The 22,908-nt window shown below is 63.4% G+C and carries 18 protein-coding genes; 16 read left to right on the top strand and 2 right to left on the bottom strand.

The genetic code is table 11. The features are described 5' to 3' along the window. Positions 1–52: 52 nt before the first annotated feature. The 10 genes from der (at position 53) to NCS58_RS08280 (ending at position 11,361) form a co-directional block, all read left to right on the top strand. Complete coding sequence (gene der / locus NCS58_RS08325; protein WP_061120347.1) at positions 53–1,393, top strand: ribosome biogenesis GTPase Der; 1,341 nt, start codon at positions 53–55, stop codon at positions 1,391–1,393. 160 nt (positions 1,394–1,553) lie between these two features. Continuing rightward, positions 1,554–1,790 carry an RNA chaperone Hfq gene (gene hfq / locus NCS58_RS08320; protein ID WP_006999489.1) on the top strand — a complete coding sequence of 79 codons (237 nt, stop codon included), beginning with the start codon at positions 1,554–1,556 and terminating at the stop codon, positions 1,788–1,790. Between the two features lie 87 nt (positions 1,791–1,877). After that, entirely contained in the window at positions 1,878–3,146 is a 1,269-nt protein-coding gene (gene hflX / locus NCS58_RS08315; RefSeq protein WP_061120346.1) for a GTPase HflX, read from the top strand. A 60-nt stretch (positions 3,147–3,206) separates the two neighbouring features. After that, complete coding sequence (gene hflK, locus NCS58_RS08310) at positions 3,207–4,601, top strand: FtsH protease activity modulator HflK (RefSeq protein WP_061120398.1); 1,395 nt, start codon at positions 3,207–3,209, stop codon at positions 4,599–4,601. Positions 4,602–4,612: 11 nt separating this feature from the next. Further along, on the top strand, positions 4,613–5,515 hold the full coding sequence (hflC, locus tag NCS58_RS08305) for a protease modulator HflC (protein ID WP_250476705.1): 903 nt from the start codon (positions 4,613–4,615) through the stop codon (positions 5,513–5,515). Between the two features lie 60 nt (positions 5,516–5,575). After that, positions 5,576–5,761, top strand: a complete 186-nt coding sequence (locus NCS58_RS08300; protein ID WP_409219268.1) for a DUF2065 domain-containing protein — start codon at positions 5,576–5,578, stop codon at positions 5,759–5,761. 124 nt (positions 5,762–5,885) lie between these two features. Continuing rightward, on the top strand, positions 5,886–7,037 hold the full coding sequence (locus tag NCS58_RS08295) for an ATP phosphoribosyltransferase regulatory subunit (protein WP_061120343.1): 1,152 nt from the start codon (positions 5,886–5,888) through the stop codon (positions 7,035–7,037). A gap of 156 nt (positions 7,038–7,193) precedes the next feature. Then, entirely contained in the window at positions 7,194–8,540 is a 1,347-nt protein-coding gene (locus NCS58_RS08290; RefSeq protein ID WP_061120342.1) for an adenylosuccinate synthase, read from the top strand. 101 nt (positions 8,541–8,641) lie between these two features. Continuing rightward, positions 8,642–9,205, top strand: coding sequence for a phosphoribosyltransferase (locus NCS58_RS08285; protein WP_061120341.1), 564 nt, complete (start codon positions 8,642–8,644; stop codon positions 9,203–9,205). Positions 9,206–9,468: 263 nt separating this feature from the next. Further along, positions 9,469–11,361: a potassium transporter Kup gene (locus NCS58_RS08280; RefSeq protein ID WP_061120340.1), complete on the top strand. Its 1,893-nt coding sequence runs from the start codon at positions 9,469–9,471 to the stop codon at positions 11,359–11,361. Between the two features lie 76 nt (positions 11,362–11,437). On the opposite strand, the gene NCS58_RS08275 is transcribed toward NCS58_RS08280, so the two are convergent. Then, positions 11,438–13,771: a Tex family protein gene (locus NCS58_RS08275; protein WP_250476704.1), complete on the bottom strand. Its 2,334-nt coding sequence runs from the start codon at positions 13,769–13,771 to the stop codon at positions 11,438–11,440. A 213-nt stretch (positions 13,772–13,984) separates the two neighbouring features. Here NCS58_RS08275 and NCS58_RS08270 point away from each other — a divergent pair, with 213 nt between their 5' ends. The 3 genes from NCS58_RS08270 (at position 13,985) to NCS58_RS08260 (ending at position 17,433) form a co-directional block, all read left to right on the top strand. Then, on the top strand, positions 13,985–14,833 hold the full coding sequence (locus NCS58_RS08270) for a colicin transporter (protein WP_250538218.1): 849 nt from the start codon (positions 13,985–13,987) through the stop codon (positions 14,831–14,833). Positions 14,834–14,934: 101 nt separating this feature from the next. Beyond that, positions 14,935–15,120, top strand: a complete 186-nt coding sequence (locus tag NCS58_RS08265; protein ID WP_061120338.1) for a DUF465 domain-containing protein — start codon at positions 14,935–14,937, stop codon at positions 15,118–15,120. 84 nt (positions 15,121–15,204) lie between these two features. After that, complete coding sequence (locus NCS58_RS08260; protein WP_250476702.1) at positions 15,205–17,433, top strand: ATP-dependent DNA helicase; 2,229 nt, start codon at positions 15,205–15,207, stop codon at positions 17,431–17,433. 74 nt (positions 17,434–17,507) lie between these two features. Here the strand turns inward: NCS58_RS08260 and NCS58_RS08255 are convergent, their stop codons facing one another. Continuing rightward, on the bottom strand, positions 17,508–18,341 hold the full coding sequence (locus tag NCS58_RS08255) for an outer membrane protein assembly factor BamD (protein WP_061120336.1): 834 nt from the start codon (positions 18,339–18,341) through the stop codon (positions 17,508–17,510). An 86-nt stretch (positions 18,342–18,427) separates the two neighbouring features. Here NCS58_RS08255 and NCS58_RS08250 point away from each other — a divergent pair, with 86 nt between their 5' ends. The 3 genes from NCS58_RS08250 to phaC all read left to right on the top strand — a co-directional run bounded on the left by NCS58_RS08250 (position 18,428) and on the right by phaC (position 22,754). Beyond that, entirely contained in the window at positions 18,428–19,591 is a 1,164-nt protein-coding gene (locus tag NCS58_RS08250) for an RluA family pseudouridine synthase (RefSeq protein WP_409219267.1), read from the top strand. Further along, positions 19,588–20,424 carry a peptidoglycan editing factor PgeF gene (pgeF, locus tag NCS58_RS08245; RefSeq protein WP_250476700.1) on the top strand — a complete coding sequence of 279 codons (837 nt, stop codon included), beginning with the start codon at positions 19,588–19,590 and terminating at the stop codon, positions 20,422–20,424. The genes NCS58_RS08250 and pgeF overlap by 4 nt, the downstream gene beginning before the upstream one ends. A 320-nt stretch (positions 20,425–20,744) precedes the next feature. Next, positions 20,745–22,754, top strand: coding sequence for a class I poly(R)-hydroxyalkanoic acid synthase (gene phaC / locus NCS58_RS08240; RefSeq protein ID WP_250538217.1), 2,010 nt, complete (start codon positions 20,745–20,747; stop codon positions 22,752–22,754). Positions 22,755–22,908: the final 154 nt, after the last annotated feature.

Raw genomic sequence — 22,908 nt, 5'->3', positions numbered from 1 at the left:
TTTCCACCGCCCGTTCCGCGTTCGCCTTGCGTTCAACCTTGAACAAAATCAGATGAAACCCGTGATCGCGCTCGTCGGGCGCCCCAATGTTGGGAAATCGACGCTTTTCAACCGGCTGACGCGCTCGCGCGACGCGCTCGTCGCCGACTTGCCGGGCCTCACTCGTGACCGTCACTACGGCGAAGGTCGCGTGGGCGGTGAACGCCCGTATCTCGTCGTGGACACGGGCGGGTTCGAGCCCGTGGCGAAGGACGGCATCCTGCACGAAATGGCGCGGCAGACGCGTCAGGCGGTCGAAGAGGCCGATATCGTCGTGTTCATCGTCGATGGCCGCAACGGACTTGCGCCGCAGGACAAGTCGATCGCCGACTATCTGCGCAAGACCGGCCGGCCGCTCTTCCTGGTCGTGAACAAGGCCGAGGGCATGAAGTACTCGGCGGTCGCATCGGACTTTTACGAGCTCGGTCTCGGCGATCCGCGCGCGATCTCAGCCGCGCATGGCGACGGCGTCGTCGAGATGATCAACGACGCACTCGACATCGCGTACAAGGATCAGCCGGAGGAAACGGAAGAGGAGAAGGCGCAGCACGGCATCAAGATCGCGATCGTCGGGCGTCCGAACGTCGGCAAGTCGACGCTTGTGAACACGCTGATTGGCGAGGAGCGCGTGATCGCGTTCGACATGCCGGGAACCACGCGCGACTCGATTTATGTTGATTTCGAGCGACAAGGCCGCAAGTACACTCTGATCGACACGGCCGGCCTGCGCCGCCGCGGCAAGGTGTTCGAAGCGATCGAGAAGTTTTCGGTCGTGAAGACGCTGCAGTCGATCGCGGATGCCAACGTCGTGATCCTTCTGCTCGATGCACAGCAGGATATCTCTGAGCAGGACGCGCACATCGCGGGCTTCGTGGTCGAGCAGGGCCGCGCGCTCGTCGTCGGCGTGAACAAGTGGGACGGTCTGGACTCGCATGTGCGTGAGCGCACGAAGGCGGACCTGACGCGCAAGCTCAAGTTTCTGGACTTTGCTAAATTCCACTACGTTTCCGCCCTCGAGAAAACGGGCATCGGCGCGTTGATGAAATCGGTCGACGATGCCTACGCCGCCGCGATGGCCAAGCTGCCGACGCCGAAGCTCACGCGCGCGCTGATCGATGCCGTGGAATTTCAGCAGCCGCGTCGCCGCGGTCCGGTGCGGCCGAAACTGCGTTACGCGCATCAGGGCGGGCAAAATCCGCCGATCATCGTGGTGCACGGCAACGCGCTCGACGCGGTGACGGAGACATACAAGCGTTATCTGGAAGGGCGTTTTCGCGAAACTTTTGGACTCGCCGGCACTCCACTTCGCATAGAGTTTCGGTCGAGCCGAAACCCTTACGCGGACAAGGAGTGAGAGCCGCGTGAAGCCTTACGTTTCGGCGCCGTCAGCCATTTGGCCGAGGGGTGCGGAAAACGTAAAACAGCGAAAATCGGCTATAGTGTAGCGATTGTCGGCGGATCTCTTTTTCTTCGTCCACAATATATCCAACCTGCAAAAAAACACGGAGTTTGCTATGAGCAACAAAGGGCAATTGTTACAAGACCCGTTTTTGAACGCACTGCGTAAAGAGCACGTGCCCGTCTCGATCTATTTGGTCAACGGCATCAAGCTTCAAGGAAACATCGAATCTTTCGACCAGTACGTCGTGTTGCTCCGAAATACGGTCACCCAGATGGTCTATAAGCACGCCATTTCCACGGTCGTGCCTGCCCGCCCGGTGAATTTCCACCCGGACGCTGAATCGTCCTAAACCTCGTCGCGGCCGGCGCGAAACTGCCCATTCTAAAGCGAACATTAAGCAACTCGCCGGTCGCTTCAAAAACGTGAACACATCAATTTGATTAACGCAGCGCTCGTCGGCATCGACTTCGGCAAGATCGATTTCGAAGCCAGTCTGGAAGAACTTAGTCTGCTCGCACAAAGTGCGGGCGCTCATCCCGCCGTCACGCTCACCGGCCGCCGCTCGAGCCCCGATGCCAAAATGTTCATCGGCAGCGGCAAGGTCGAAGAACTGCGCCTGCAGTGCGAAGCGAATGACGTCGAACTCGTCATTTTCAATCACGCGCTCGCGCCCGCGCAGCAGCGCAATCTCGAGGTCGCGCTGAATCGCCGAGTGGTCGATCGCACGAGCCTCATTCTCGATATCTTCGCGCAGCGCGCCCGCAGCCACGAAGGCAAGCTGCAGGTCGAACTCGCGCAACTGCAATATCTGTCGACGCGCCTGATTCGCGCGTGGACTCACCTCGAACGCCAGAAGGGCGGCATCGGCTTGCGCGGCCCGGGCGAAACGCAGCTTGAAACCGACCGCCGATTGATCGGCGAGCGCATCAAGGCCCTCAAGTCGCGGCTCGAACGACTGCGCCGTCAGCACGGCACGCAACGGCGTCAGCGCGTGCGCAATCGCACGATGTCGGTGTCGCTCGTCGGCTATACGAACGCGGGCAAGTCCACGCTGTTCAACGCGCTCACCAAGGCGCAGGCGTACGCGGCCGACCAACTCTTTGCCACGCTCGATACCACTTCGCGCCGGGTGTTCCTCGGCGAGGAAGCGGGGCATGTTGTCGTGTCGGACACGGTCGGGTTCATCCGCGAATTGCCGCACCAGCTCGTCGCCGCATTTCGCGCCACGCTCGAAGAAACCATTCACGCGGACGTGCTGCTGCATGTCGTCGATGCGTCGAGTGCGGTGCGCCTCGATCAGATCGATCAGGTGAACGAGGTGTTGCGCGGCATCGGCGCGGACAACATTCGCCAGATTCTCGTCTTCAACAAGATCGATGCGGTGCCCGAGCTCGCGGCCCGCGACGAGGCGGTTGAAAGGGACGAGTATGGTAATATTTCGCGCGTTTTCTTGAGTGCACGCACGGGTCAGGGGCTCGATGCGCTGCGCGCTGCCATCGCCGAAATCGCCACGGCGGAAACCGGTGAAATCGATGCGGGCCTACCCAGCGTGCTCGCCGAATTTCCGGAGCCGCACGAGGCGTCCGAAGCAACGCAATCCACGCAGTCCGAGTCAAACGCCATACACGACACGAACGCGCAGCCGGACGACCACCGGCAGGCCGTCGAACGTGACGATCACAAGGTCCCCGAGCACGGACATTAAGTTGCTTCGGAATTGCATCGACCCGGCATCGACCCCGGCTGTCTAATGGTGAATCACCGAGTGAACGACTACAAAGAGCGGACTATCCGGCAAGTTGAGCATGCCGTCTTTTCGATCAACGATCCGCGCTGGGGGCGGGGCGACGGCAATGGCGTGAAAAACGACTCCAAGCGCCCGCAAGACGGCAAGCGCCCCAACGGCAAGGACGAAGGCCCGCCCGATCTCGACGAGATGTGGCGTGAGTTCAATCGCCGCCTCGCCGGGGTGTTCGGCCGCAAACCTGGCAACGGCGCGCCGCGCGAGAACGGCCGTGGCACGAAGATCGGCCTCGGCATCGTCATCGGCGTGTTGATCGCCATCTATCTGGGCAGCGGCGTGTTCGTCGTGCAGGACGGGCATGTCGGCGTCGTCTCCCAGTTCGGCAAGTATCGTCAGACGGTCTCGCAAGGCATTCACTGGCGTTTGCCGTATCCGTTCCAGTCGAGCGAGATCGTCGATACGTCGCAGATTCGTTCCGTCGAAGTCGGGCGCGGCACCGCGCTGTCGCAAGGCAACGTGCGCGACGCGTCGCTTCTGACGAACGACGCGGATATCGTCGACGTGCGCTTTGCCGTGCAGTATCAGATCAAGTCGCCGACCGATTTCCTGTTTCGCAGCGTCAATGCGGACGACAGCGTGACGCAGGCCGCGCAGTCGGCGATCCGCGAAATTGCTGGCGGCCTCACGACGGACGACATGCTCTACAAGGATCGCGAAGCGCTGCGCGCGCGCCTGATCGAGACGATTCAGCGTTCGCTCGACACTTATCGCACCGGTCTTCAGGTGACGGGCGTGGCGGTGCAAAGCGTGCAGGTGCCGCAACAGGTGCAGTCGGCGTTCGAGGAAGCGGCGCGCGTGCGTCAGGACAACGAGCGCGCCCGCGATTCCGCGCAAGCCTATGCGGATCAGTTGCTGCCGCGCGCGAAAGCCGACGCGGCGAAGTTGATCGACGAGGCCCGCGCCTATAGCAACCGCGAGGTCACGCGCTCGCAGGGAGATGCGGAGCGCTTCAAGGAGGTCTACGCGGAATACTCGAAGGCGCCCGCGGTCATTCGTCAACGCATGTACCTGGACACGATGCAGCAGATCTACTCGCGCACCACGAAGGTTTTCGTCGATAGCAAGGGCGGCAATAACGTCGTCTATCTGCCGCTCGACAAGCTCGTCGAAGCCAACAGGCAGCAGGCGAAGGACGCGGCCGAAGGCGCGAGCGGCGCAGCTGCGTCGGGCGCGGCCGCCGCGACTGACGGGCCTCAGGCGCGCGCGCAGGGCACGGCGAGCGCATCGGCGCCGGCTGCGGTCGCACCCGCCAGCGCGGCAAGCTCCGCCAGCGGCGCAAGCGCGAATGCCGGCGGCGATCCGCTGCGCTCGCGCGATGCGTTCCGCTCCCGCAGCCGGTCGGAAGACCTGCAATAAGGAGCGCGAACATGAATCGAATCTTTGCGCTCGTCGTCGCCGTCGTCATCGTGTTGTTCATCGGTTCGTCGATGATCTTCACAGTCGACGAAAGACATGCCGCCGTCGTCGCCGCGCATGGCGAAGGCAATCCGCGTCTCGAAGGCCCCGGTCTGCACTTCAAGCTGCCGCCGCCGTTCCAGACACTCACGCTCATCGACACACGCACGCTCACCATCGACGAATCGGGCGCCGACCGTTTCTCGACCGCGGACAAGAACGAAGTGCTGGTCAACGCGGTGATCAAGTATCGTGTCGCCGATCCCCTGAAACTCTTCGAAAGCAACGAGAAGAACACGCAGACGGCCGAGGAGCGCATCACCGCGCTCGCGCGCGCGGCGCTTGCGAGCAGTTTTGCGAAGCGCCCGCTCACTGACGCGCTAGGCAATCAGCAGGCAATCGAAGCCGACGCGCAAAAGAGCGTGGAAGGCGCGGCCGCGGCATTTGGCGTGCAGCTCGTCGACTTGCAGATGACGCGCATCGACTTTCCGTCGGCGGTCGCCGATTCGGTCTACAAGCGCATGATCGCGGCGCGACAGCAAGCCGCGGCGAACGAGCGCGCGAAGGGCACGGCGGACGCGGACAAGATCAAGGCCGATGCGGAGCGCACGCAGCAGGCCATCGTCGCGGACGCCTATAGCCAGGCGCAGTCGATCAAGGGCGAAGGAGACAGCAAGGCGGCGGCCATAGCGGCCGATGCGTACGGACGCGATCCGCAGTTCTACCAGTTCTATCAGAGCCTCGAAGCGTACAAGAAGACGTTCAAGCCAGGCGACGTGATCGTCGTCGACCCGAGCAGCGATTTCTTCCGCTTCATGAAGAGCCCGACCGGCGGCGCGGCGGACACGTCGGCCCCGGCGACGGCGAAGCGCTGATTCCCGTCCGCGCCGCGCACCGCGTCTTGCCGGTCGCGCGGCATCAAAAAAACCTTGGACATGGCCGAGACGTTCCTGCTGGCTCTTGCGTTGATGCTGATTATCGAAGGCATGTTTCCCTTCGTTTTTCCGACCGCGTGGCGCGATACCTTTCGCCGCATCGCGGAGCGGCCCTTGCACCATATCCGCATCGGCGGACTGATCGCCATGGTGCTCGGCCTGATTCTGCTGCTGATCGCGACGTGAACCTCGTCCGGCAGGCCGCCGCCATTTCGCCTATCTTGTCCTTATTCATTCGTCCCTGACCGTTCAAGTCCGTGAGCGCCGCGCGACCAGCGCCAAGCCTTCTCGTCCCGTAGGAAACGTATCGATGTCCACCTGGTTACTTCCCGAGAATATCGCCGACGTGTTGCCGTCGGAAGCCCGCAAGATCGAAGAGCTGCGCCGACGCCTGCTCGACCGTTTCCGTTCGTACGGCTACGAACTCGTGATGCCGCCGATGCTCGAGTATCTCGAATCGCTTCTGACGAGCGGCGGAAGCGACCTGAACTTGCGCACGTTCAAGCTCGTCGATCAATTGTCCGGACGCACGCTCGGCCTGCGCGCGGACATCACGCCGCAGGTTTCACGTATCGACGCGCATCTGCTGAACCGGCAGGGCGTGACGCGGCTGTGCTACGCGGGCGTCGTGCTGCACACGCGCCCGCGCGGGTTGCATGCGACACGCGAGCAGATTCAGATCGGCGCGGAAATTTATGGGCACGCGGGGCTCGAAGCGGATCTTGAGATCCAGCAACTGATGCTCGACTCGCTGCATCTCGCAGGTCTGACGAAAGTGCGTCTCGATCTGTGTCACGCGGGCGTGCTTGCCGCGCTGCTGGAACTCGAGCCGGCGGCGGCATCGCTCGGCGAAGCGCTTTACGACGCGCTTGCGAGCAAAGACGTGCCGCGCCTGCATGAATTGACCGCGCACCTCGGGCAGGTGCCGCGCGAGGCGCTGCGGGCATTGCCGTCGCTCTATGGCGACGCTTCGGTGCTGCAGATCGCCCGTGGCCGTTTGCCGAATCTGCCCGTGATCGCGCGCGCGCTCGACGATCTCGCGTTCCTCGCGGGCCAGGTCGAAGGCGCGGAACTGATGATCGACCTCGCGGACTTGCGCGGCTATGCGTATCACAGCGGCGTGATGTTCTCAGCCTATGTCGATGGCGTGCCGAACGCGGTCGCGCGCGGCGGCCGCTATGACGATGTCGGTCTTGCCTACGGCCGTGCGCGACCCGCGACGGGCTTTTCTCTCGATCTGCGCGAAGTGGCGCGCATCTCGCCCGTCGACGCACGCGGCAGCGCGATCCTCGCGCCGTGGAAACACGATGAGCCGCTGCGCGCGGCGATTCTCGCACTGCGCGACGCGGGCGAAGTGGTCATCCAGGCGCTGCCCGGCCACGACCACGATCTGGACGAATTCGCGTTCGACCGTGTGCTCGTCGAGCGTGACGGCAAATGGACGGTCGAAACGCGCGCCTGAAGCGGGACGATGAATACAGTCGCTTGATCGATAAGGGAATTTGCTTAGCCCATTCCAATCACGCGACCGTGACGAAATCGCGAAACACGTCCCGAAAAACTCGGAACCTTTCGCGAACATAGGTAAAATACGTTTTTAACCAGCTAACGAATCAACATGTCTGCCAGTGCAGTGAATGTGAACCCGGGGCGCAACGTCGTCGTGGTGGGCACCCAGTGGGGTGATGAGGGCAAAGGCAAGATCGTCGACTGGCTGACGGACCACGCCCAGGGCGTCGTGCGCTTCCAGGGCGGTCATAACGCCGGCCATACGCTCATCATCGGCGGCAAGAAGACCATTCTGCGCCTCATTCCCTCGGGCATCATGCGCGCGGGCACAGCCTGCTACATCGGCAATGGCGTCGTGTTGTCGCCGGAAGCGCTGTTCAAGGAAATCGACGAACTGGAAGCGGCTGGCGTCGATGTCCGCAAGCGCCTGTTCATTTCTGAAGCCGCCACGCTCGTTCTGCCGTATCACGTCGCCATCGACCAGGCGCGCGAAGCCAAGCGCGGCGCCGGCAAGATCGGCACGACCGGCCGCGGCATCGGCCCGGCGTACGAGGACAAGGTGGCCCGTCGCGGCCTGCGCGTGCAGGATCTGTTCGATCGTGCAGTGTTCGAGGAACGTCTGCGCGAGGCGCTCGACTTCCATAACTTCGTCCTGACTCAGTACCTCGGCGCGAAGGCTGTCGACTTCCAGGAAACGCTCGACACGATGCTCGGCTACGCCGACCGTCTCGCGCCGATGGTCACGGACGTCTCCCGCCGTCTCTACGACGAAAATCACGCCGGCCGCAATCTGCTGTTCGAAGGCGCGCAAGGCACGCTGCTCGACATCGACCACGGCACGTATCCGTATGTCACGTCGAGCAACTGCGTCGCGGGCGCGGCGACCTCCGGCGCCGGCATCGGGCCTCAGCGTCTGAACTATATTCTCGGCATCACCAAGGCGTATTGCACGCGCGTCGGTTCGGGCCCGTTCCCGAGCGAGCTGTATGACGCGGATAACGCCCAGCGTCAGGATCAGGTGGGCCTGAACCTCGCGACTGTCGGCAAGGAATTCGGCTCGGTCACCGGCCGGCCGCGCCGCACTGGATGGCTCGACGCCGCCGCGCTGCGCCGTTCGATCCAGATCAACGGTATCTCGGGCCTGTGCATGACCAAGCTCGACGTGCTCGACGGTCTCGACGAAGTGAAGCTCTGCACGGGCTACACGCTCGACGGCAAGCTCGTTGACATCCTGCCGCGCGGCGCATCGGAAGTGGCGCGCTGCGAGCCTGTGTATGAAACCTTCGGCGGCTGGAAGGAAAGCACCATCGGCATTACGCAATGGGACGGGCTGCCGGAAAACGCGCGCAAGTATTTGACGCGCGTGCAGGAAGTGGCGGGCGTGCCGATCGACATGGTGTCGACCGGTCCGGACCGTGACGAAACCATCCTGCTTCGCCATCCGTTCAAGGTCTGAGCGCTTAAAGAGCCTCGACCAGAACCGGACGCTGTAAAGAATGTGGCCGCCTCCTGCGGCCACATTTCGTATATAACCTAAGCATTTGAAAGAGCCTCACCATGATCGCGATGACGGACCCGCGCAACGACGACAAGAATCTCTGGGTCGGCTGGGATGAATATCACCGGCTGATCGAACTCCTCGCACTGAAGGTGCACGAGTCGGGCTGGAAGTTCGACAAGATCCTGTGCCTCGCGCGCGGCGGCCTGCGCGTGGGCGATCAGCTGTCGCGCATTTATGACCTGCCGCTCGCCATTCTCGCGACGAGCTCATACCGCGAAGCAGCGGGCACGGAGCAGGGCGATCTCGACATCGCGCAGTACATCACGATGACGCGCGGCGATCTGTCCGGCAACGTGCTGCTCGTCGATGATCTGGTCGATTCGGGCGTCACGCTCGCGCGCGTGCAGGAGCATCTGAAGGAGCGTTATCCGGGGATCACATCGGTGCGCTCGGCGGTGCTCTGGTACAAGGCGTGCTCCAAGGTCAAGCCCGACTATCACGTTCAGCATCTTGAAACGAATCCGTGGATTCATCAGCCTTTCGAGGAGTGGGACACGGTGCGACCGCACAACCTGGGCGCGTGGATCAAGCGCGGCACGCAAAACGGACGGGGCGCTTGATCGACGCCTGATCGTTTCGCGCGACATACGCCGTTCGCCTGGCACGAAGCCGGGCGCAACGGCGTTTTTTGTTTTTGCGAGAAGGCGGACTGACCTGCATGAAATCGCGACGAGCGCGCCCGCCGACGCACGCGGGGCGCGATGCTACACTCTCACACGCGTCTCTCGTGGCGCTCGAGCAACACGCGAGAAGGCGTCTTCGCGTGCAACGTTAGATAGAATGGCGTTCGTTTTTTTCCGCTCTGGACGGATATATCGCTTTTATGACTAACACGACTCACGCGCACGAGCATAAACAGCCATTGCACTCGCTTGCGCTCGCCGCCATTGGCGTCGTTTTCGGCGACATCGGCACGAGTCCACTTTACTCGTTGAAGGAAGCCTTTAGCCCGTCGCATGGCATCGGCTTGTCAGAGGCGTCGATTCTCGGCGTCATCTCCTTGCTCTTCTGGGCGATCGTCATGGTGGTCGCCGTCAAATACGTGCTCTTCGTCATGCGCGCCGACAACAACGGCGAGGGCGGCGTGTTCGCCATGACGACGCTCGCGCTGCGCAGCGTGAAGGAGTCCGGCAAGGTTTCGGGCGTGCTGATGATGCTCGGCATCTTCGGCGCGTGCATGTTCTACGGCGATGCGGTCATCACGCCGGCGATGTCGGTGCTCTCGGCGGTCGAAGGTCTCGAGATCGCCGCGCCCAAGCTAACTCCGTACGTGCTGCCGATCACGATCGTCATTCTGATCGCGCTGTTCTGGATTCAGCGCCACGGCACGGCGGTGGTCGGCAAGCTCTTCGGCCCGATCATGGTCGTGTGGTTCGCCACGCTCGCGGTGCTCGGCGCCGCGCATATCGTCATGGAGCCGCGCATCATCGTCGCGCTCAATCCCTATTACGCCTTTTCTTTCATGGCGCAGCACGTCCTGCAGGCGTATATCGTGCTGGGCTCGGTCGTGCTCGTGCTGACCGGGGCGGAAGCGCTGTACGCGGACATGGGTCACTTCGGCGTGAAGCCGATTCGCTACGGCTGGTACGGCTTCGTGATGCCCTCGCTGTTGCTGAACTATTTTGGTCAGGGCGCGTTGCTGATGCACTCGCCGCAGGCCATCGAGAACCCATTCTTCCTGCTTGCGCCCGACTGGGCCTTGCTGCCGCTCGTGATTCTGTCGACGGTCGCGACCGTGATCGCGTCGCAGGCGGTCATTTCGGGCGCGTATTCGCTGACGAGCCAGGCGATCCAGCTCGGCTACGTGCCGCGCATGAAGATCATGCATACGTCCGAGCTGGCTATCGGCCAGATTTATATTCCGCTCGTCAACTGGATGCTGCTTTTCATCATTTTGTGCATCGTCATCGGCTTCAAGAGTTCCGAAAATCTCGCCGCCGCTTACGGTCTCGCCGTCACCGCGACCATGCTCACGACCACTATCCTCGTGTCGGTCGTGATGGTGAATCTGTGGGGCTGGAACCGCTTTCTCGTCGGCGGCATGATCGCCGTGTTCCTGATGATCGACATCGGTTTCTTCGGCGCGAGCCTGCTCAAGATCGAGCAGGGCGGCTGGCTGCCGCTGTGCATCGGCGGGGCGCTCTTCTTCCTTTTGATGACCTGGTACAAAGGCCGCATGATCGTGAAGGATCGCACGGCCGCGGACGGTATCCCGTTGATGCCGTTCCTCCAGGGCTTGCTTGCGCATCCGCCGCATCGCGTGTCGGGTACGGCGATCTATCTCACCGGCAGCGATTCGCTCGTGCCCGTGAGCCTTCTGCACAACCTGAAGCACAACAAGGTGCTGCACGAGCGCACCATCTTCATGAACTTCAAGACGCGCGACATTCCTTATGTCGACGATGCGCATCGTCTCGAAGTGAAGGACATCGGCGGCGGTCTGTTCCTCGTGAAGGCGGCATACGGCTTCAACGAGACACCGGACGTGAAGGCCGTGCTCGAACAGATCACGCGCACGCACGCGATGACCTTCGAGCTGATGGACACGTCGTTCTTCATGGCGCGCGAGACGGTCGTGCCGACGGAGTTGCCGGGCATGTCCGTGTGGCGCGAGCGCGTGTTCGCGTGGATGCATCAGAACGCGGCGAAACCGACCGATTTCTTCAGCATTCCCGCAAATCGCGTCGTCGAGCTGGGAACTAAGATCGAAATCTGACGCTTCGTTTTTCGGAAGCGCAAAAAGAAAACCCCACGTCGCAGAACGTGGGGTTTTTTGTTGGCAGCGTGAAGCGTCAGCGTTTCAGTTTTGCGAACGCCGCGGCCATCGCGCCGGCCGGTTCCGGTTCGCGGCGCTGCTGCGGACGCTGGGCCGAACGACGATCCTGCGAACCACGCGATTGCGCCCCGGCCGCGCTGCCACTCGCGGAAGAGGCGGCGGAGTCGTCGTCCAGACGCATCGTGAGCGAAATGCGCTGGCGCTTCACATCGGTCTCGATCACCTTCACCTTGACGACCTGACCGGCCTTCACGACTTCGTGCGGATCCTTGATGAACTTCGTGGACATGGCCGAAACGTGCACGAGACCGTCCTGATGCACGCCGATATCGACGAACGCGCCGAACGCCGCGACGTTCGTCACGACGCCTTCGAGGATCATGCCCGGCACGAGATCCGAGATTTTCTCGATGCCTTCCCGGAACGTCGCCGTCTTGAACTCGGGGCGTGGATCGCGGCCCGGTTTTTCGAGCTCGGCGAGAATGTCGCGCACGGTCGGAAGGCCGAAACGATCGTCGACGAATTCAGTGGGCGAGAGGCCCGTCAACGCTTCGCGCTTGCCGAGCACATCGCCGATATGCTTCTTGATCTTCGCGAGAATGCGTTCGACGACCGGATACGCCTCCGGGTGCACCGACGAGCGATCGAGCGGATTCTCGCCGTTGTTGATGCGCAGGAAGCCGGCCGCCTGCTCGAAAGTCTTGTCGCCGAGGCGCGGCACCTTCTTCAGATGCGCGCGCGACGGGAACGGCCCGTTGGCATCGCGATAGTCGACGATGTTGCGCGCGAGCGTCGCGTTCAGCCCCGACACGCGCGCGAGCAGCGCGACCGACGCCGTATTGGCATCGACACCGACGGCGTTCACGCAATCCTCGACGACCGCATCGAGCGAGCGCGCGAGTTCGCGCTGATTGACGTCGTGCTGATACTGGCCGACGCCGATCGCCTTCGGCTCGATCTTCACGAGCTCGGCGAGCGGGTCTTGCAGCCGCCGCGCGATCGACACCGCGCCGCGCAGCGACACGTCGAGCTCCGGAAACTCCTTCGCGGCGAGCTCCGATGCCGAGTACACCGACGCGCCCGCCTCGGACACGACGATCTTCTGGAGCTTCAGATCCGGATGCTTCGCAATGAGCTCGCTCGCGAGCTTGTCGGTTTCGCGCGATGCGGTGCCGTTGCCGATAGACACGAGTTCGGCCTGCGTCGCGTGCGCGATGCGGGCGAGCTTCGCAATGGAGCCGTCCCAGTCGCGGCGCGGTTCGTGCGGATAGATGGTGTCGGTTGCAAGGAGCTTGCCGGTGCGATCCACGACCGCGACCTTCACGCCGGTCCGCAAGCCCGGATCGAGACCGATCACGGCCTTCGGGCCAGCGGGCGCCGCGAGCAGCAGGTCCTTCAGATTGCGCGCGAACACGCGAATGGCTTCATGCTCGGCTTCTTCTCGCAATTGCGTGAGCAGTTCGGTTTCGATATGCGGCTGCACCTTCACGCGCCAGCACCAGCGGCACACGTCGGAGAGCCATTTGTCGCCGGCACGGCCACGATTGGCGATGCCGAAGTGCTGCGCGATCATCGCTTCGCACGGATGCGGAATCTGCGCGTCGAGTTCTTCGCCCAGACCGAGCTTGACGCTCAGAACGCCCGCATTGCGTCCACGGAACAGCGCGAGCGCGCGGTGCGACGGTACGGTGCGGATCGTCTCGCTGTAGTCGTAGTAGTCACGGAATTTTTCGCCTTCCTCGCCTTGCTTGCCGTCCACCACGCTCGACGTGACGAGCCCCTGGTTGAACAGATGGTCACGCAGCTTGCCGAGGATTTCGGCGGTTTCCCCGAACTGCTCGGAGAGAATGTCGCGCGCGCCGTCGAGGGCGGCTTTGGTGTCGGCGACGCCTTTGTCCGCATCGACGAACTTTGCTGCTTCGGCTTGAGGATCGAGCGTGGGATCGGCGAAGAGCGCCTGCGCGAGCGGCTCGAGACCGGCTTCGCGGGCGATCTGCGCACGCGTGCGGCGCTTGGGCTTGTAGGGCAGGTAGAGGTCTTCGAGCACCTGCTTGCTGTCCGCGCCCTCGATCGCCCCGCGCAACTCGGCGGTGAGCTTGCCTTGCTCGTCGATGCTTTGCAGGATCGTCGCGCGGCGGTCTTCGAGTTCGCGCAGATACAGCAGGCGCTCTTCGAGCGTGCGCAACTGTGTGTCGTCGAGATTGCCGGTGACTTCCTTGCGATACCGGGCGATGAACGGGACAGTCGAGCCTTCGTCGAGAAGCTCCACGGCGGCGGCGACCTGGCGCGGCTGCACGGTGAGTTCGGAGGCAATGCGCTGTACGATCTTGAGTGCTACGGTTTCCGTCATGTTTCTGCGCTGTCTGCGGCTCGCCGGCGAACTCCGCGCCGCGTCGCCAGGCTCGCGTGAGCGAGGCGCCGCGGGCGGGCGACCGTGCAACGAGCCAGGTTCGGACCGGGTTGCTGGAGCGGGGCATTTTGCCATAAATGGCGGAGCGCTCCGGCCCGCGGTGATAGAATTTGGGCATCGCACAAGCCGTTTCGCGCCTGATTCTTTATCACGTTGCCGTTCATCCATTTGCCCAACTTCCGCCTTTCCAACGTGCCGGCCGCCGCGGCGGTATCGCTGCTTTGCGCGGCAGGCGCATTCGCGTCGCAGCATGCGCTTGCCCAGGCCGCGAAGCCGATCGATTCCGGCACGTCCGTGAGCGCGCGCGTGCTCGATGCTGCGCCGTCGGGCGCGCCGGCTGCACAAACTGCCGACGACGCGCTGAGAGCCGAGTTCGCACAGCGCCAGAAGGTGCTCGACCATCGCACCGAAGAAAACAACTACCGCTACGGCGTCAAGCAGCACGACTGCTACAGCAAGTTCTTCGTGAATCACTGCATCGACAACGCGCGCAACGAAATGCGCGAAACGCGTCAGCAGATCCGCCAGGAACAACTCGCGCTCGACGACGAGCAGCGCGCCGAGCGGGCGAAGCAACGCGACCAGCAGACGGCCATCAAGCGGGCGCAATACGAGGCGGAAGCGCCGCAGCGCGCGGCGAACGAGAAGGCGAGCCAGCAGGCCTACGAGGACAAGCAGCGTCAAAACGCGCTGGCCGCCGCGCAGCGCAACGCCGAGGCGCCGCAGCGCGCGGCCAACCAGGCGGCGTACGATCGCAAGCAGGCGGATTACCAGAAGCAGCTCGAGGACGCGCGCGCTCGCGGCGTGCAGGACGCGCAGGAGCGCGAGCAGAAGGCGCAGCGCTACGAGCAGAAGCAGCAGGAAGCCGCGCAGCATCGCGCGGAAGTCGAAGCGCGTCAGAAGGAAGCCGCCAGGAAGGCGCAGGAAAAGGCGCAGCAGCAGGAGCAGGAGCGCCAGGAACAACTGAAACTGCAGCAGCAACAACAGCAGCAAGGTAAATAGGGCAGTCGGGCTCGCCGTGCGGGCCCGCGCAAAGAGGATGAAAGGAGGTGAGCATGCAGCAGCGTTTGAGTGAATCCACGCGCGCACCCCGACAACCCGCCATGGATGCCGCTGTGCTGCGCGATCGCATCGCGCAATTGCAGGAAGAGCATCACAGCCTGGACACGCTGATCGACAAGATGTCCGGCACCGACGACCTGGAGTTGAGGCGCCTGAAAAAGCGCAAGCTCAAGGTGAAGGACACCATTCTCCTGCTGCAATTGCAGCTGGACTCGGACGCGCACTGAACTCAACGCGCCGGCCGCGGGCTCGTGCTGGCGTCGGCGCCTCGCGTGCGCGGCCGCGCCGAAACCCGCAGGATTTAGCACGCCTTGAACTCACCCGCACAATCCAGTGACGACGCCGGCGCGCCGCTCGCGTTGACCGACAAGCGCGGCGTCGAGCTCGACGCCATCTTTTCCGCGCAGGGCCTGCTCGCGCGCGCGATCGACGGTTATCGGCCGCGCGCGTCGCAGATCGAAATGGCGCGCTCGGTCGCGGCTGCGATGGAAGCATCTGGCCGCGCCATGCCCGAACCCGCGATGTTCGAGGCGCAGCGCCGCCCTGCGCGCAAGCTCGGACCCTCCGACAAACCTTACGCGCCCAACGAGCATCCGGCCGACGACATCGGCATTGCGACGGCGAAAACGGCGATCGACGGCGGCGAGAACACGCTCATCGTCGAGGCGGGCACGGGCACCGGCAAGACCTATGCGTACCTCGTTCCGGCCATGCTGTGGGGCGGCAAGGTCATCGTGTCGACGGGTACGAAGCATCTGCAGGATCAGCTCTTCCAGCGCGACATCCCGACCGTGCGCGACGCGCTCGCGGTACCGGTGTCCGTCGCGATGTTGAAGGGCCGCGCGAACTACCTGTGCCATTACTACCTCGAGCGCACCGCCGACAACGGCCGCCTGCCGTCGCGCCAGGACACCTCGCATCTGCAGGAAATCATTCGTTTCGCGAAGATCACGCGCACCGGCGACAAGGCCGAGCTTGCAAGCGTGCCGGAGAATTCGCCCGTCTGGCCGATGGTCACCTCCACGCGCGACAACTGCCTCGGCCAGGAGTGCCCGCATTACAAGGAATGCTTCGTGATGCAGGCGCGCAAGGAAGCGCAGCAGGCGGACATCGTCGTGGTGAATCACCATCTGTTCTTCGCCGATGTGATGCTGCGCGACACCGGCATGGCCGAGCTGCTGCCGACGGCGAACACCATCATCTTCGACGAGGCGCATCAGTTGCCCGAGACGGCGACCCTCTTTTTCGGCGAAACGCTCTCGACGACGCAGTTGCTCGAACTCGCACGCGATAGCGTCGCCGAAGGGCTCTCGCACGCGCGCGATGCGGCCGACTGGACCAAGCTCGGCGCGGCGCTCGAGCGTGCGGCGCGCGATGTGCGGCTTGCGTTCAAGGAGGATTCGGTGCGCCTGTCGCTCGGCCAGTTGCCTGACGGCCATCCGATCTTCGAAGCGCTCGACACCCTGGAAACGCATCTTTCGGCGCTCGCCGCGATGTTGTCGTCGCATGCCGAGCGGGCAGAATCGCTGCAGGCGCTGGTGCGCCGCGCGCGCGAGTTGCAGGATCTGCTCGCGGGCTGGACGACGCCGCCGACATCGCTCGAACGCGCAGTCGTCGCGGACGAGGACACGGCTAAAACGGCGGCGAGGGAAGAGCCGAACGAGATGGTGCGCTGGATCGAAGTGTTCTCGCACACGGTGCAATTGCACGAGACGCCGCTGTCGGTCGCGCCGATCTTCGCGAAGCAGCGTGCGGGCGTGCCGCGCGCGTGGATTTTCACGTCCGCGACGCTGTCGGTGCGCGGCGACTTCACGCATTACGCGGCGCAGATGGGCCTGAACGCGCGCCGCTCGATGACCTTGCCGAGCCCGTTCGATTACCCGTCGCAAGGTTTGTTGTACGTGCCGCGCAATTTGCCGCAGCCTTCGTCGCCGCAATTCACCGATGCCGTCTTCGAGGCGGCGCTGCCCGTGATCGAGGCGGCGGGCGGCGGCGTCTTCGTACTGTGCACGACGCTACGCGCGGTGGATCGCATTGCGACGCGCCTGCGCGACATCATCGAACGGCGTGGCTGGGAGAATCCGCTGCTTGTTCAGGGCGACGCGAGCCGCACGGAACTGCTCGACCGGTTCCGCGCCTACGGCAACGCGATTCTCGTGGGCAGTCAGAGTTTCTGGGAAGGCGTCGATGTGCGTGGCGATGCGCTGTCGCTCGTCGTCATCGACAAGCTGCCGTTCGCGCCGCCCGACGATCCGGTGCTCGCCGCGCGTCTCGACGCGCTGACGAAGAAAGGCCTGAGCCCGTTCGCCGTGCATCAGTTGCCGCAGGCAGTCATCACGTTGAAGCAGGGCGCGGGGCGCCTGATTCGCGCGGAGACGGATCGCGGCGTGCTGATGATCTGCGATACGCGCCTCGTCGACAAGCCTTATGGCCGACGCATCTGGCAAAGCCTGCCGCCGTTCAAGCGCACGCGCGAACTCGACGTGGTGCGGGAATTCTTCAGCGATGCGGCGAAGTGGAAAACGGAGCTGGCGGAGTAACTGTCGGAATCCTCATTTTCCATCGACGTAAAAAAACGGCCGGTTATCAACCGGCCGTGTTTTTGTTGCCTGCCTTACCAGATCTGGTACCAGGGCTTGTCGGTGCCCGCGCGGCGTTTGCCTGTCACATACGGGCTGTCCGGGAACGTCGCGGCGAGCACGCGCTTGGTGTCGTCGGCGAGTTGCGGCTGATCGAGCTTCTGGTACGACAGCATCATGATGTGCAGCGCGTCTTCCGTCGCCGGCGCATTCCTGTATTCGCGAATCGCGAGTTGCGCACGGTTGATCGCGGCCACATACGCGCCACGGCGATAGTAATAATCGGCGGCGTGCACTTCGTGCGATGCGAGCGCGTTCACGATATAGCGCATGCGCTGCGCGGCGTCGGGCGCGTACTTGCTTTGCGGATACTTGTCGACGACGACCTTGAATGCGTCATAGGACTCGCGCAGCGACTTCGGATCGCGCTCGCTCATGTCCTGACCGGAGAAGCGGCCGAAGAGACCGAGGTCGTCGTTGAAGTGGATCATGCCCTTGAGATAGTACGCGTACGCGATCTCGGGATGATCCGGGTGCAGCTTGATGAAACGGTCGATGGCCTGATCGGCGTTGGCGGTCTCACTATCCTTCCAGTTGCAGTACGCGACGTTGATCTGCGCCTGCTGCGCGAAATGGCCGAACGGATCACGGCCTTCGAGCGCTTCGAAATACTTCGCGCACTTGCCCCAGTCGCTGCCGGATAGCGCGTCCTGAGCCTCCGTATATAATTTGTTGTTGTTCCACGTTGCCGTTTCGTCGGTCTTCTCGGGCAGGCCGTGACAGGCCGTTACGATGGCGACGCTCGCGGCCAGGGCCAGATACTTGATCGATTGAAGCATCGAGTGATGAATGGTGTTGAAGGCTCGCATCAGTGCTTGCTGTTCCTGGCTGATTCTCGCTGTACTAGCTGTGTTTCCGGCGCGGCTTCCGATTCACGCCGCCGAATCTCGTTCAAATGACCCGCTCAAGTACTCGTCGTACCAAAGACCAACTCAAAGATTATAGCCCATGCGCCACTGGCGACGACTCGGCCTCGGCCGATTCGATGGGCGGCGCGGCCCGCGAAGCGCCGCGTGAGGCGCGTGTGCCCGATGAACTTGCGGGCGAACGGCTCGACAAGGTGCTCGCGAAAATTTTTCCCGAGTTCTCGCGCAGCCGGATGCAGGGCTGGATCGAGGACGGGCGCGTGCGCATCGACGGCGCGGGCGCGAAGGTGCGTCAGCCGGTGCCGCTCGGCGCGACGATCACGCTTGTGCCCGACCTCTTGCCGGAGCAGCTCGCATTCGCGCCGGAGCCGGTGCCGCTGCATATCGTGTACGAGGACGAAACACTCGTCGTCATCAACAAGCCCGCGGGCATGGTGGTTCATCCGGCCGCGGGCAACTGGAGCGGCACGCTGCTCAATGGCCTGCTGCATCGTTACGGCGATGCCGCCGCCGGCCTGCCGCGCGCGGGCATCGTGCATCGGCTGGACAAGGAAACGTCCGGGTTGATGGTCGTCGCCCGCACGCTCGAGGCGCAGACCGACCTGGTGCGCCAGTTGCAGGCGCGCACGGTCAAGCGCCGCTATGTTGCGTTCGTGTGGGGCAACATGCCCGACGAAGGCACGATCGACGCGCCGATCGGCCGCGATCCGCGCGAGCGCACGCGCATGGCGGTCGTGAAGACTGCCTCTGGCAAGCCCGCACGTACACATTTCCGCACCATCGACCGGACGACGTGGCACGGTCAGCCCGTCAGCGCGATCCACTGCGATCTGGAAACGGGTCGCACGCACCAGATTCGGGTGCATTGCGCGCATGTCCAGCATCCGCTGCTCGGCGACCCGGTGTACGGACACGCGCGCGGCAAGCGTTCCGTGAGACCGCTGCCTCACGATTTCGCGCGTCAGGCATTGCACGCGTGGCGGCTCGGCCTGATTCATCCGGCGACGGGCAAAGAGGTGCATTGGCGCGCGGACGTACCCGAGGATATCGCCGCGCTCGCGGCAGAGCTCGGCTTCGGACAGGACGAGGAAATCGAGTTCGATGAGGACGAGGAGTTCGTCGAAGTCTACGAGATGGGTGAGGGCGACGAAGACGACTGGGACGACGAAGAGAGCGAGGACGACGAAGCATGACCAATGACGCCGCCGAACTGCAAACGAAAGACTGCGTGTTGCCGCAATGGCGCGTATCGCCGCGCGTGCGCGCCTTCGTCACGACGCGCGCAGGCGGCGTGAGCGAGGCGCCCTACGATGGCGGCACGTCCGGCGCGGGCGGTCTCAATCTCGGCTTCTCATCGGGCGACGCGCCCGAGGCGGTGAAGGAAAACCGCCGTCGCGCGCTCGCATCGACGGGCTTGCGCAACGCCGCCTGGCTCGAACAGATCCACGGCACGCAGGTCGAGGATGCGCACGCGGTCATCGAACGCCTGGCGTGTGGCGAGCGCACGCGCGCCGATGCGAGCGTGACGGATCGCGCGGGCGTCGTGTGCGTCGTGATGACGGCCGATTGCCTCCCGGTCCTCTTTTGCGACGACGACGGTCGCGCCGTCGGCGCAGCGCACGCGGGCTGGCGCGGTCTCGCCGGCGGCATCGTCGAGAAAACGGGTGAGCGCGTCGCGACGCTGGCGGGTGTCTGCGCATCGAGGCTCAATGTGTTTCTCGGGCCGGCCATCGGGCCCGAAGCGTTCGAAGTGGGCGAGGACGTGCTCGATGCTTTCGTCGCGGCGGCGCAGGCACATCGCCGTGACGCGACGAAAGCTGCATTCAGGCCCGCAGGCGGCACGCCTGCCAAATACTTCGCGGATATTTATGCGCTCGCGCGCCTGCGTCTCGCCGACCTCGGCATGGATGCCGCGCGAATCCACGGCGGCACGCATTGCACCGTCACCGAAAAAGAGCGCTTTTATTCGTACCGTCGGGATCGCGTGACCGGCCGAATGGCCGCGATGATCTGGCTATCCGACTGACGGTTGGCGCTCGTATTTGAACGCACCCGAGACCCGTTTCAGCCATGACGATATTTCAGCCGAAATGCAATATTTCGGATGGGGGAAAACGATAATTAAAAAAATATCGCACTGCGGCAAAATCGGGACGAAGCATTGACATGCCTGACATCCTGGAGCAAGAATGTTCCTGGAATTCATTCAATCCGGGCACGGCGTAGCAAGGCTCAAACTTGCCACGCGCATAAGGCGCACCAAAACTTGCGCGCTGGTCGAGGAAAGCCCGGCGATGCCTGCGTTAGCAATCCAAGTCTTGCGAGACTCACAGGTCAATAGCGGGTATGGCTTCCAAAACTACTTCCTCATCTTCCCGCTCCCGTACCGACAGCACCTCGGCCGAGGCATCATCTGCCGATACGACTGGCGTACAGCAGGCGTTCGATCAATGGCTGAACGCGTGGCGCAGCATTGCCGACCCCGCGCAATGGTCGAAATTCACTCAACAGACGAATACCGCTACTGACGCGGCCGCATCGCCGTTCGCTGCATTCGCCGCGTTCGCCAACGGGTTGCCGAACGGATTTCCGTCCGGGGCATTTCCAGCGGCGTTTCCGTCGCCGGGCGCCATGCCGCAGATGCCCGACTTCACGAAAATGAACGGCATGGTGGAGTTCGCGAAGCTCGCGAGCAGCATGCCGGGCTTCGGCTCCGCGATGCAAGGGTTGCCCACGCTGCCGAAGATTCCGACCGCCGCGATTTCGCCCGAGCGCCTCCATCAGTTACAGAGCAGCTATTCGCGCGATGCCGCCGAACTGCTCAAGCAGGCGGGCGCGCAGAGCATCGATCCGACCGCGCTGAAGGACCGGCGCTTCACGGATACCTCATGGCAAACCACGCCCGCCTACGCGTTCACCGCGGCGTGGTATCTGCTGAATGCACGCTATCTGCAGGAACTCGCAGATGCGGTGCAAAGCGATCCGAAGACGCGCGAGCGCATCCGCTTTACCGTGCAGCAATGGGCAGCCGCGGCCGCGCCGAGCAACTTCCTCGCGTTCAATCCCGATGCGCAGAAGACGCTCATCGAGAGCAAGGGCGAAAGCCTGCGCCAGGGCATGCTGAATCTGCTGAACGACATGCAGCGCGGCAAGATTTCGCAGTCGGACGAATCACGTTTTCTCGTCGGCAAGAACATCGCGTCTACGGAAGGCTCGGTCGTCTACGAGAACGAGCTCGTGCAGCTGATCCAGTACAAGCCGCTCGCGCCGACCGTGTATGCGCGGCCGCTCCTGATCGTGCCGCCGTGCATCAACAAGTTCTACATCCTCGACTTGTCGCCGGAGAGCTCGCTCGTGCGCTACGCGCTCGAAGAAGGGCATCAGGTGTTCATCCTGTCGTGGCGCAATGCGGATCAGTCGATCGCACACAAGACGTGGGACGACTACGTCGAACAGGGCGCGCTCGAGACGATCCGCGTCGTGCAGGAGATCACCGGCGAGGACAAGATCAATACGCTCGGTTTCTGCATCGGCGGGACGATTCTCGCGACCGCGCTCGCGGTGGCGGCAGCCCGCGGCGAGGAGCCGGCCGCATCGATGACGCTGCTCACATCGATGCTCGATTTCTCCGATACGGGCGTGCTCGACGTCTTCGTCGACGAGGCGCACGTGCAGATGCGCGAGCAGTCAATCGGCGGCAAGGGCGGCGCGCCTGCCGGTCTCATGCGCGGTATCGAGTTCGCCAACACGTTCTCGTATCTGCGCCCGAACGACCTGGTCTGGAATTACGTCGTCGATAACTACCTCAAGGGCCGCACGCCACAAGCGTTCGATCTGCTCTTCTGGAACAGCGATTCGACGAACCTGCCGGGCCCGATGTGCGTCTGGTATCTGCGCAACACGTATCTCGAGAACAAGCTGAGGACGCCGAACGCGCTGACGGTGTGCGGCGAGCCGATCGACCTGTCGCGCCTCACGCTGCCGACCTTCATCTACGGTTCGCGGGAAGACCATATCGTGCCGTGGAAATCGGCTTATGCATCCGCGCCGATTCTTCGCGGCCCGCAGACGTTCGTGCTCGGCGCGTCCGGTCATATCGCGGGCGTGATCAATCCGCCGTCGAAGAACAAGCGCAGCTTCTGGATGATCGACAGCGACGACGAGCATCTGCCGGAGGACCCCGATGCGTGGTTCGAGGCCGCGGCCGAGCATCCCGGAAGCTGGTGGCCAACCTGGTCGAGGTGGCTCGCCGAAAGCGCGGGCGAGCGGGTCAAGGCGGGCGCCGCGCAGGGATCGAAGGCTCACCCGGTCATCGAGGCCGCACCCGGCCGTTACGTATTGGAACGCGACTTCTGAGCGGCGCCTGTGAGCGTGCGCGAGAGCGCATGGCGCCGGTTTGAACCGCATTAACATTCGATGCCAAAAGGAAACTGAAATGACTGACGTAGTGATCGTATCGGCCGCGCGTACGGCGGTAGGCAAGTTCGGCGGCTCGCTCGCGAAGATCGCG

It is taken from the genome of Caballeronia sp. INML3B (genome assembly GCF_023631305.1).
Taxonomy (GTDB): domain Bacteria; phylum Pseudomonadota; class Gammaproteobacteria; order Burkholderiales; family Burkholderiaceae; genus Caballeronia; species Caballeronia turbans.
This window is presented reverse-complemented; position numbering and strand designations above follow the sequence as displayed.

What these genes read in the sequence shown, in the direction of transcription:
- der (WP_061120347.1), top strand. Translation starts at nt 53, where the DNA reads ATGAAACCCGTGATCGCGCTCGTCGGGCGCCCCAATGTTGGGAAATCG.
- hfq (WP_006999489.1), top strand. Translation starts at nt 1,554, where the DNA reads ATGAGCAACAAAGGGCAATTGTTACAAGACCCGTTTTTGAACGCACTG.
- hflC (WP_250476705.1), top strand. Translation starts at nt 4,613, where the DNA reads ATGAATCGAATCTTTGCGCTCGTCGTCGCCGTCGTCATCGTGTTGTTC.
- NCS58_RS08300 (WP_409219268.1), top strand. Translation starts at nt 5,576, where the DNA reads ATGGCCGAGACGTTCCTGCTGGCTCTTGCGTTGATGCTGATTATCGAA.
- NCS58_RS08295 (WP_061120343.1), top strand. Translation starts at nt 5,886, where the DNA reads ATGTCCACCTGGTTACTTCCCGAGAATATCGCCGACGTGTTGCCGTCG.
- NCS58_RS08290 (WP_061120342.1), top strand. Translation starts at nt 7,194, where the DNA reads ATGTCTGCCAGTGCAGTGAATGTGAACCCGGGGCGCAACGTCGTCGTG.
- NCS58_RS08285 (WP_061120341.1), top strand. Translation starts at nt 8,642, where the DNA reads ATGATCGCGATGACGGACCCGCGCAACGACGACAAGAATCTCTGGGTC.
- NCS58_RS08280 (WP_061120340.1), top strand. Translation starts at nt 9,469, where the DNA reads ATGACTAACACGACTCACGCGCACGAGCATAAACAGCCATTGCACTCG.
- NCS58_RS08275 (WP_250476704.1), bottom strand. Translation starts at nt 13,771, where the DNA reads ATGACGGAAACCGTAGCACTCAAGATCGTACAGCGCATTGCCTCCGAA.
- NCS58_RS08265 (WP_061120338.1), top strand. Translation starts at nt 14,935, where the DNA reads ATGGATGCCGCTGTGCTGCGCGATCGCATCGCGCAATTGCAGGAAGAG.
- NCS58_RS08255 (WP_061120336.1), bottom strand. Translation starts at nt 18,341, where the DNA reads ATGCGAGCCTTCAACACCATTCATCACTCGATGCTTCAATCGATCAAG.
- NCS58_RS08250 (WP_409219267.1), top strand. Translation starts at nt 18,428, where the DNA reads ATGACCCGCTCAAGTACTCGTCGTACCAAAGACCAACTCAAAGATTAT.
- pgeF (WP_250476700.1), top strand. Translation starts at nt 19,588, where the DNA reads ATGACCAATGACGCCGCCGAACTGCAAACGAAAGACTGCGTGTTGCCG.
- phaC (WP_250538217.1), top strand. Translation starts at nt 20,745, where the DNA reads ATGGCTTCCAAAACTACTTCCTCATCTTCCCGCTCCCGTACCGACAGC.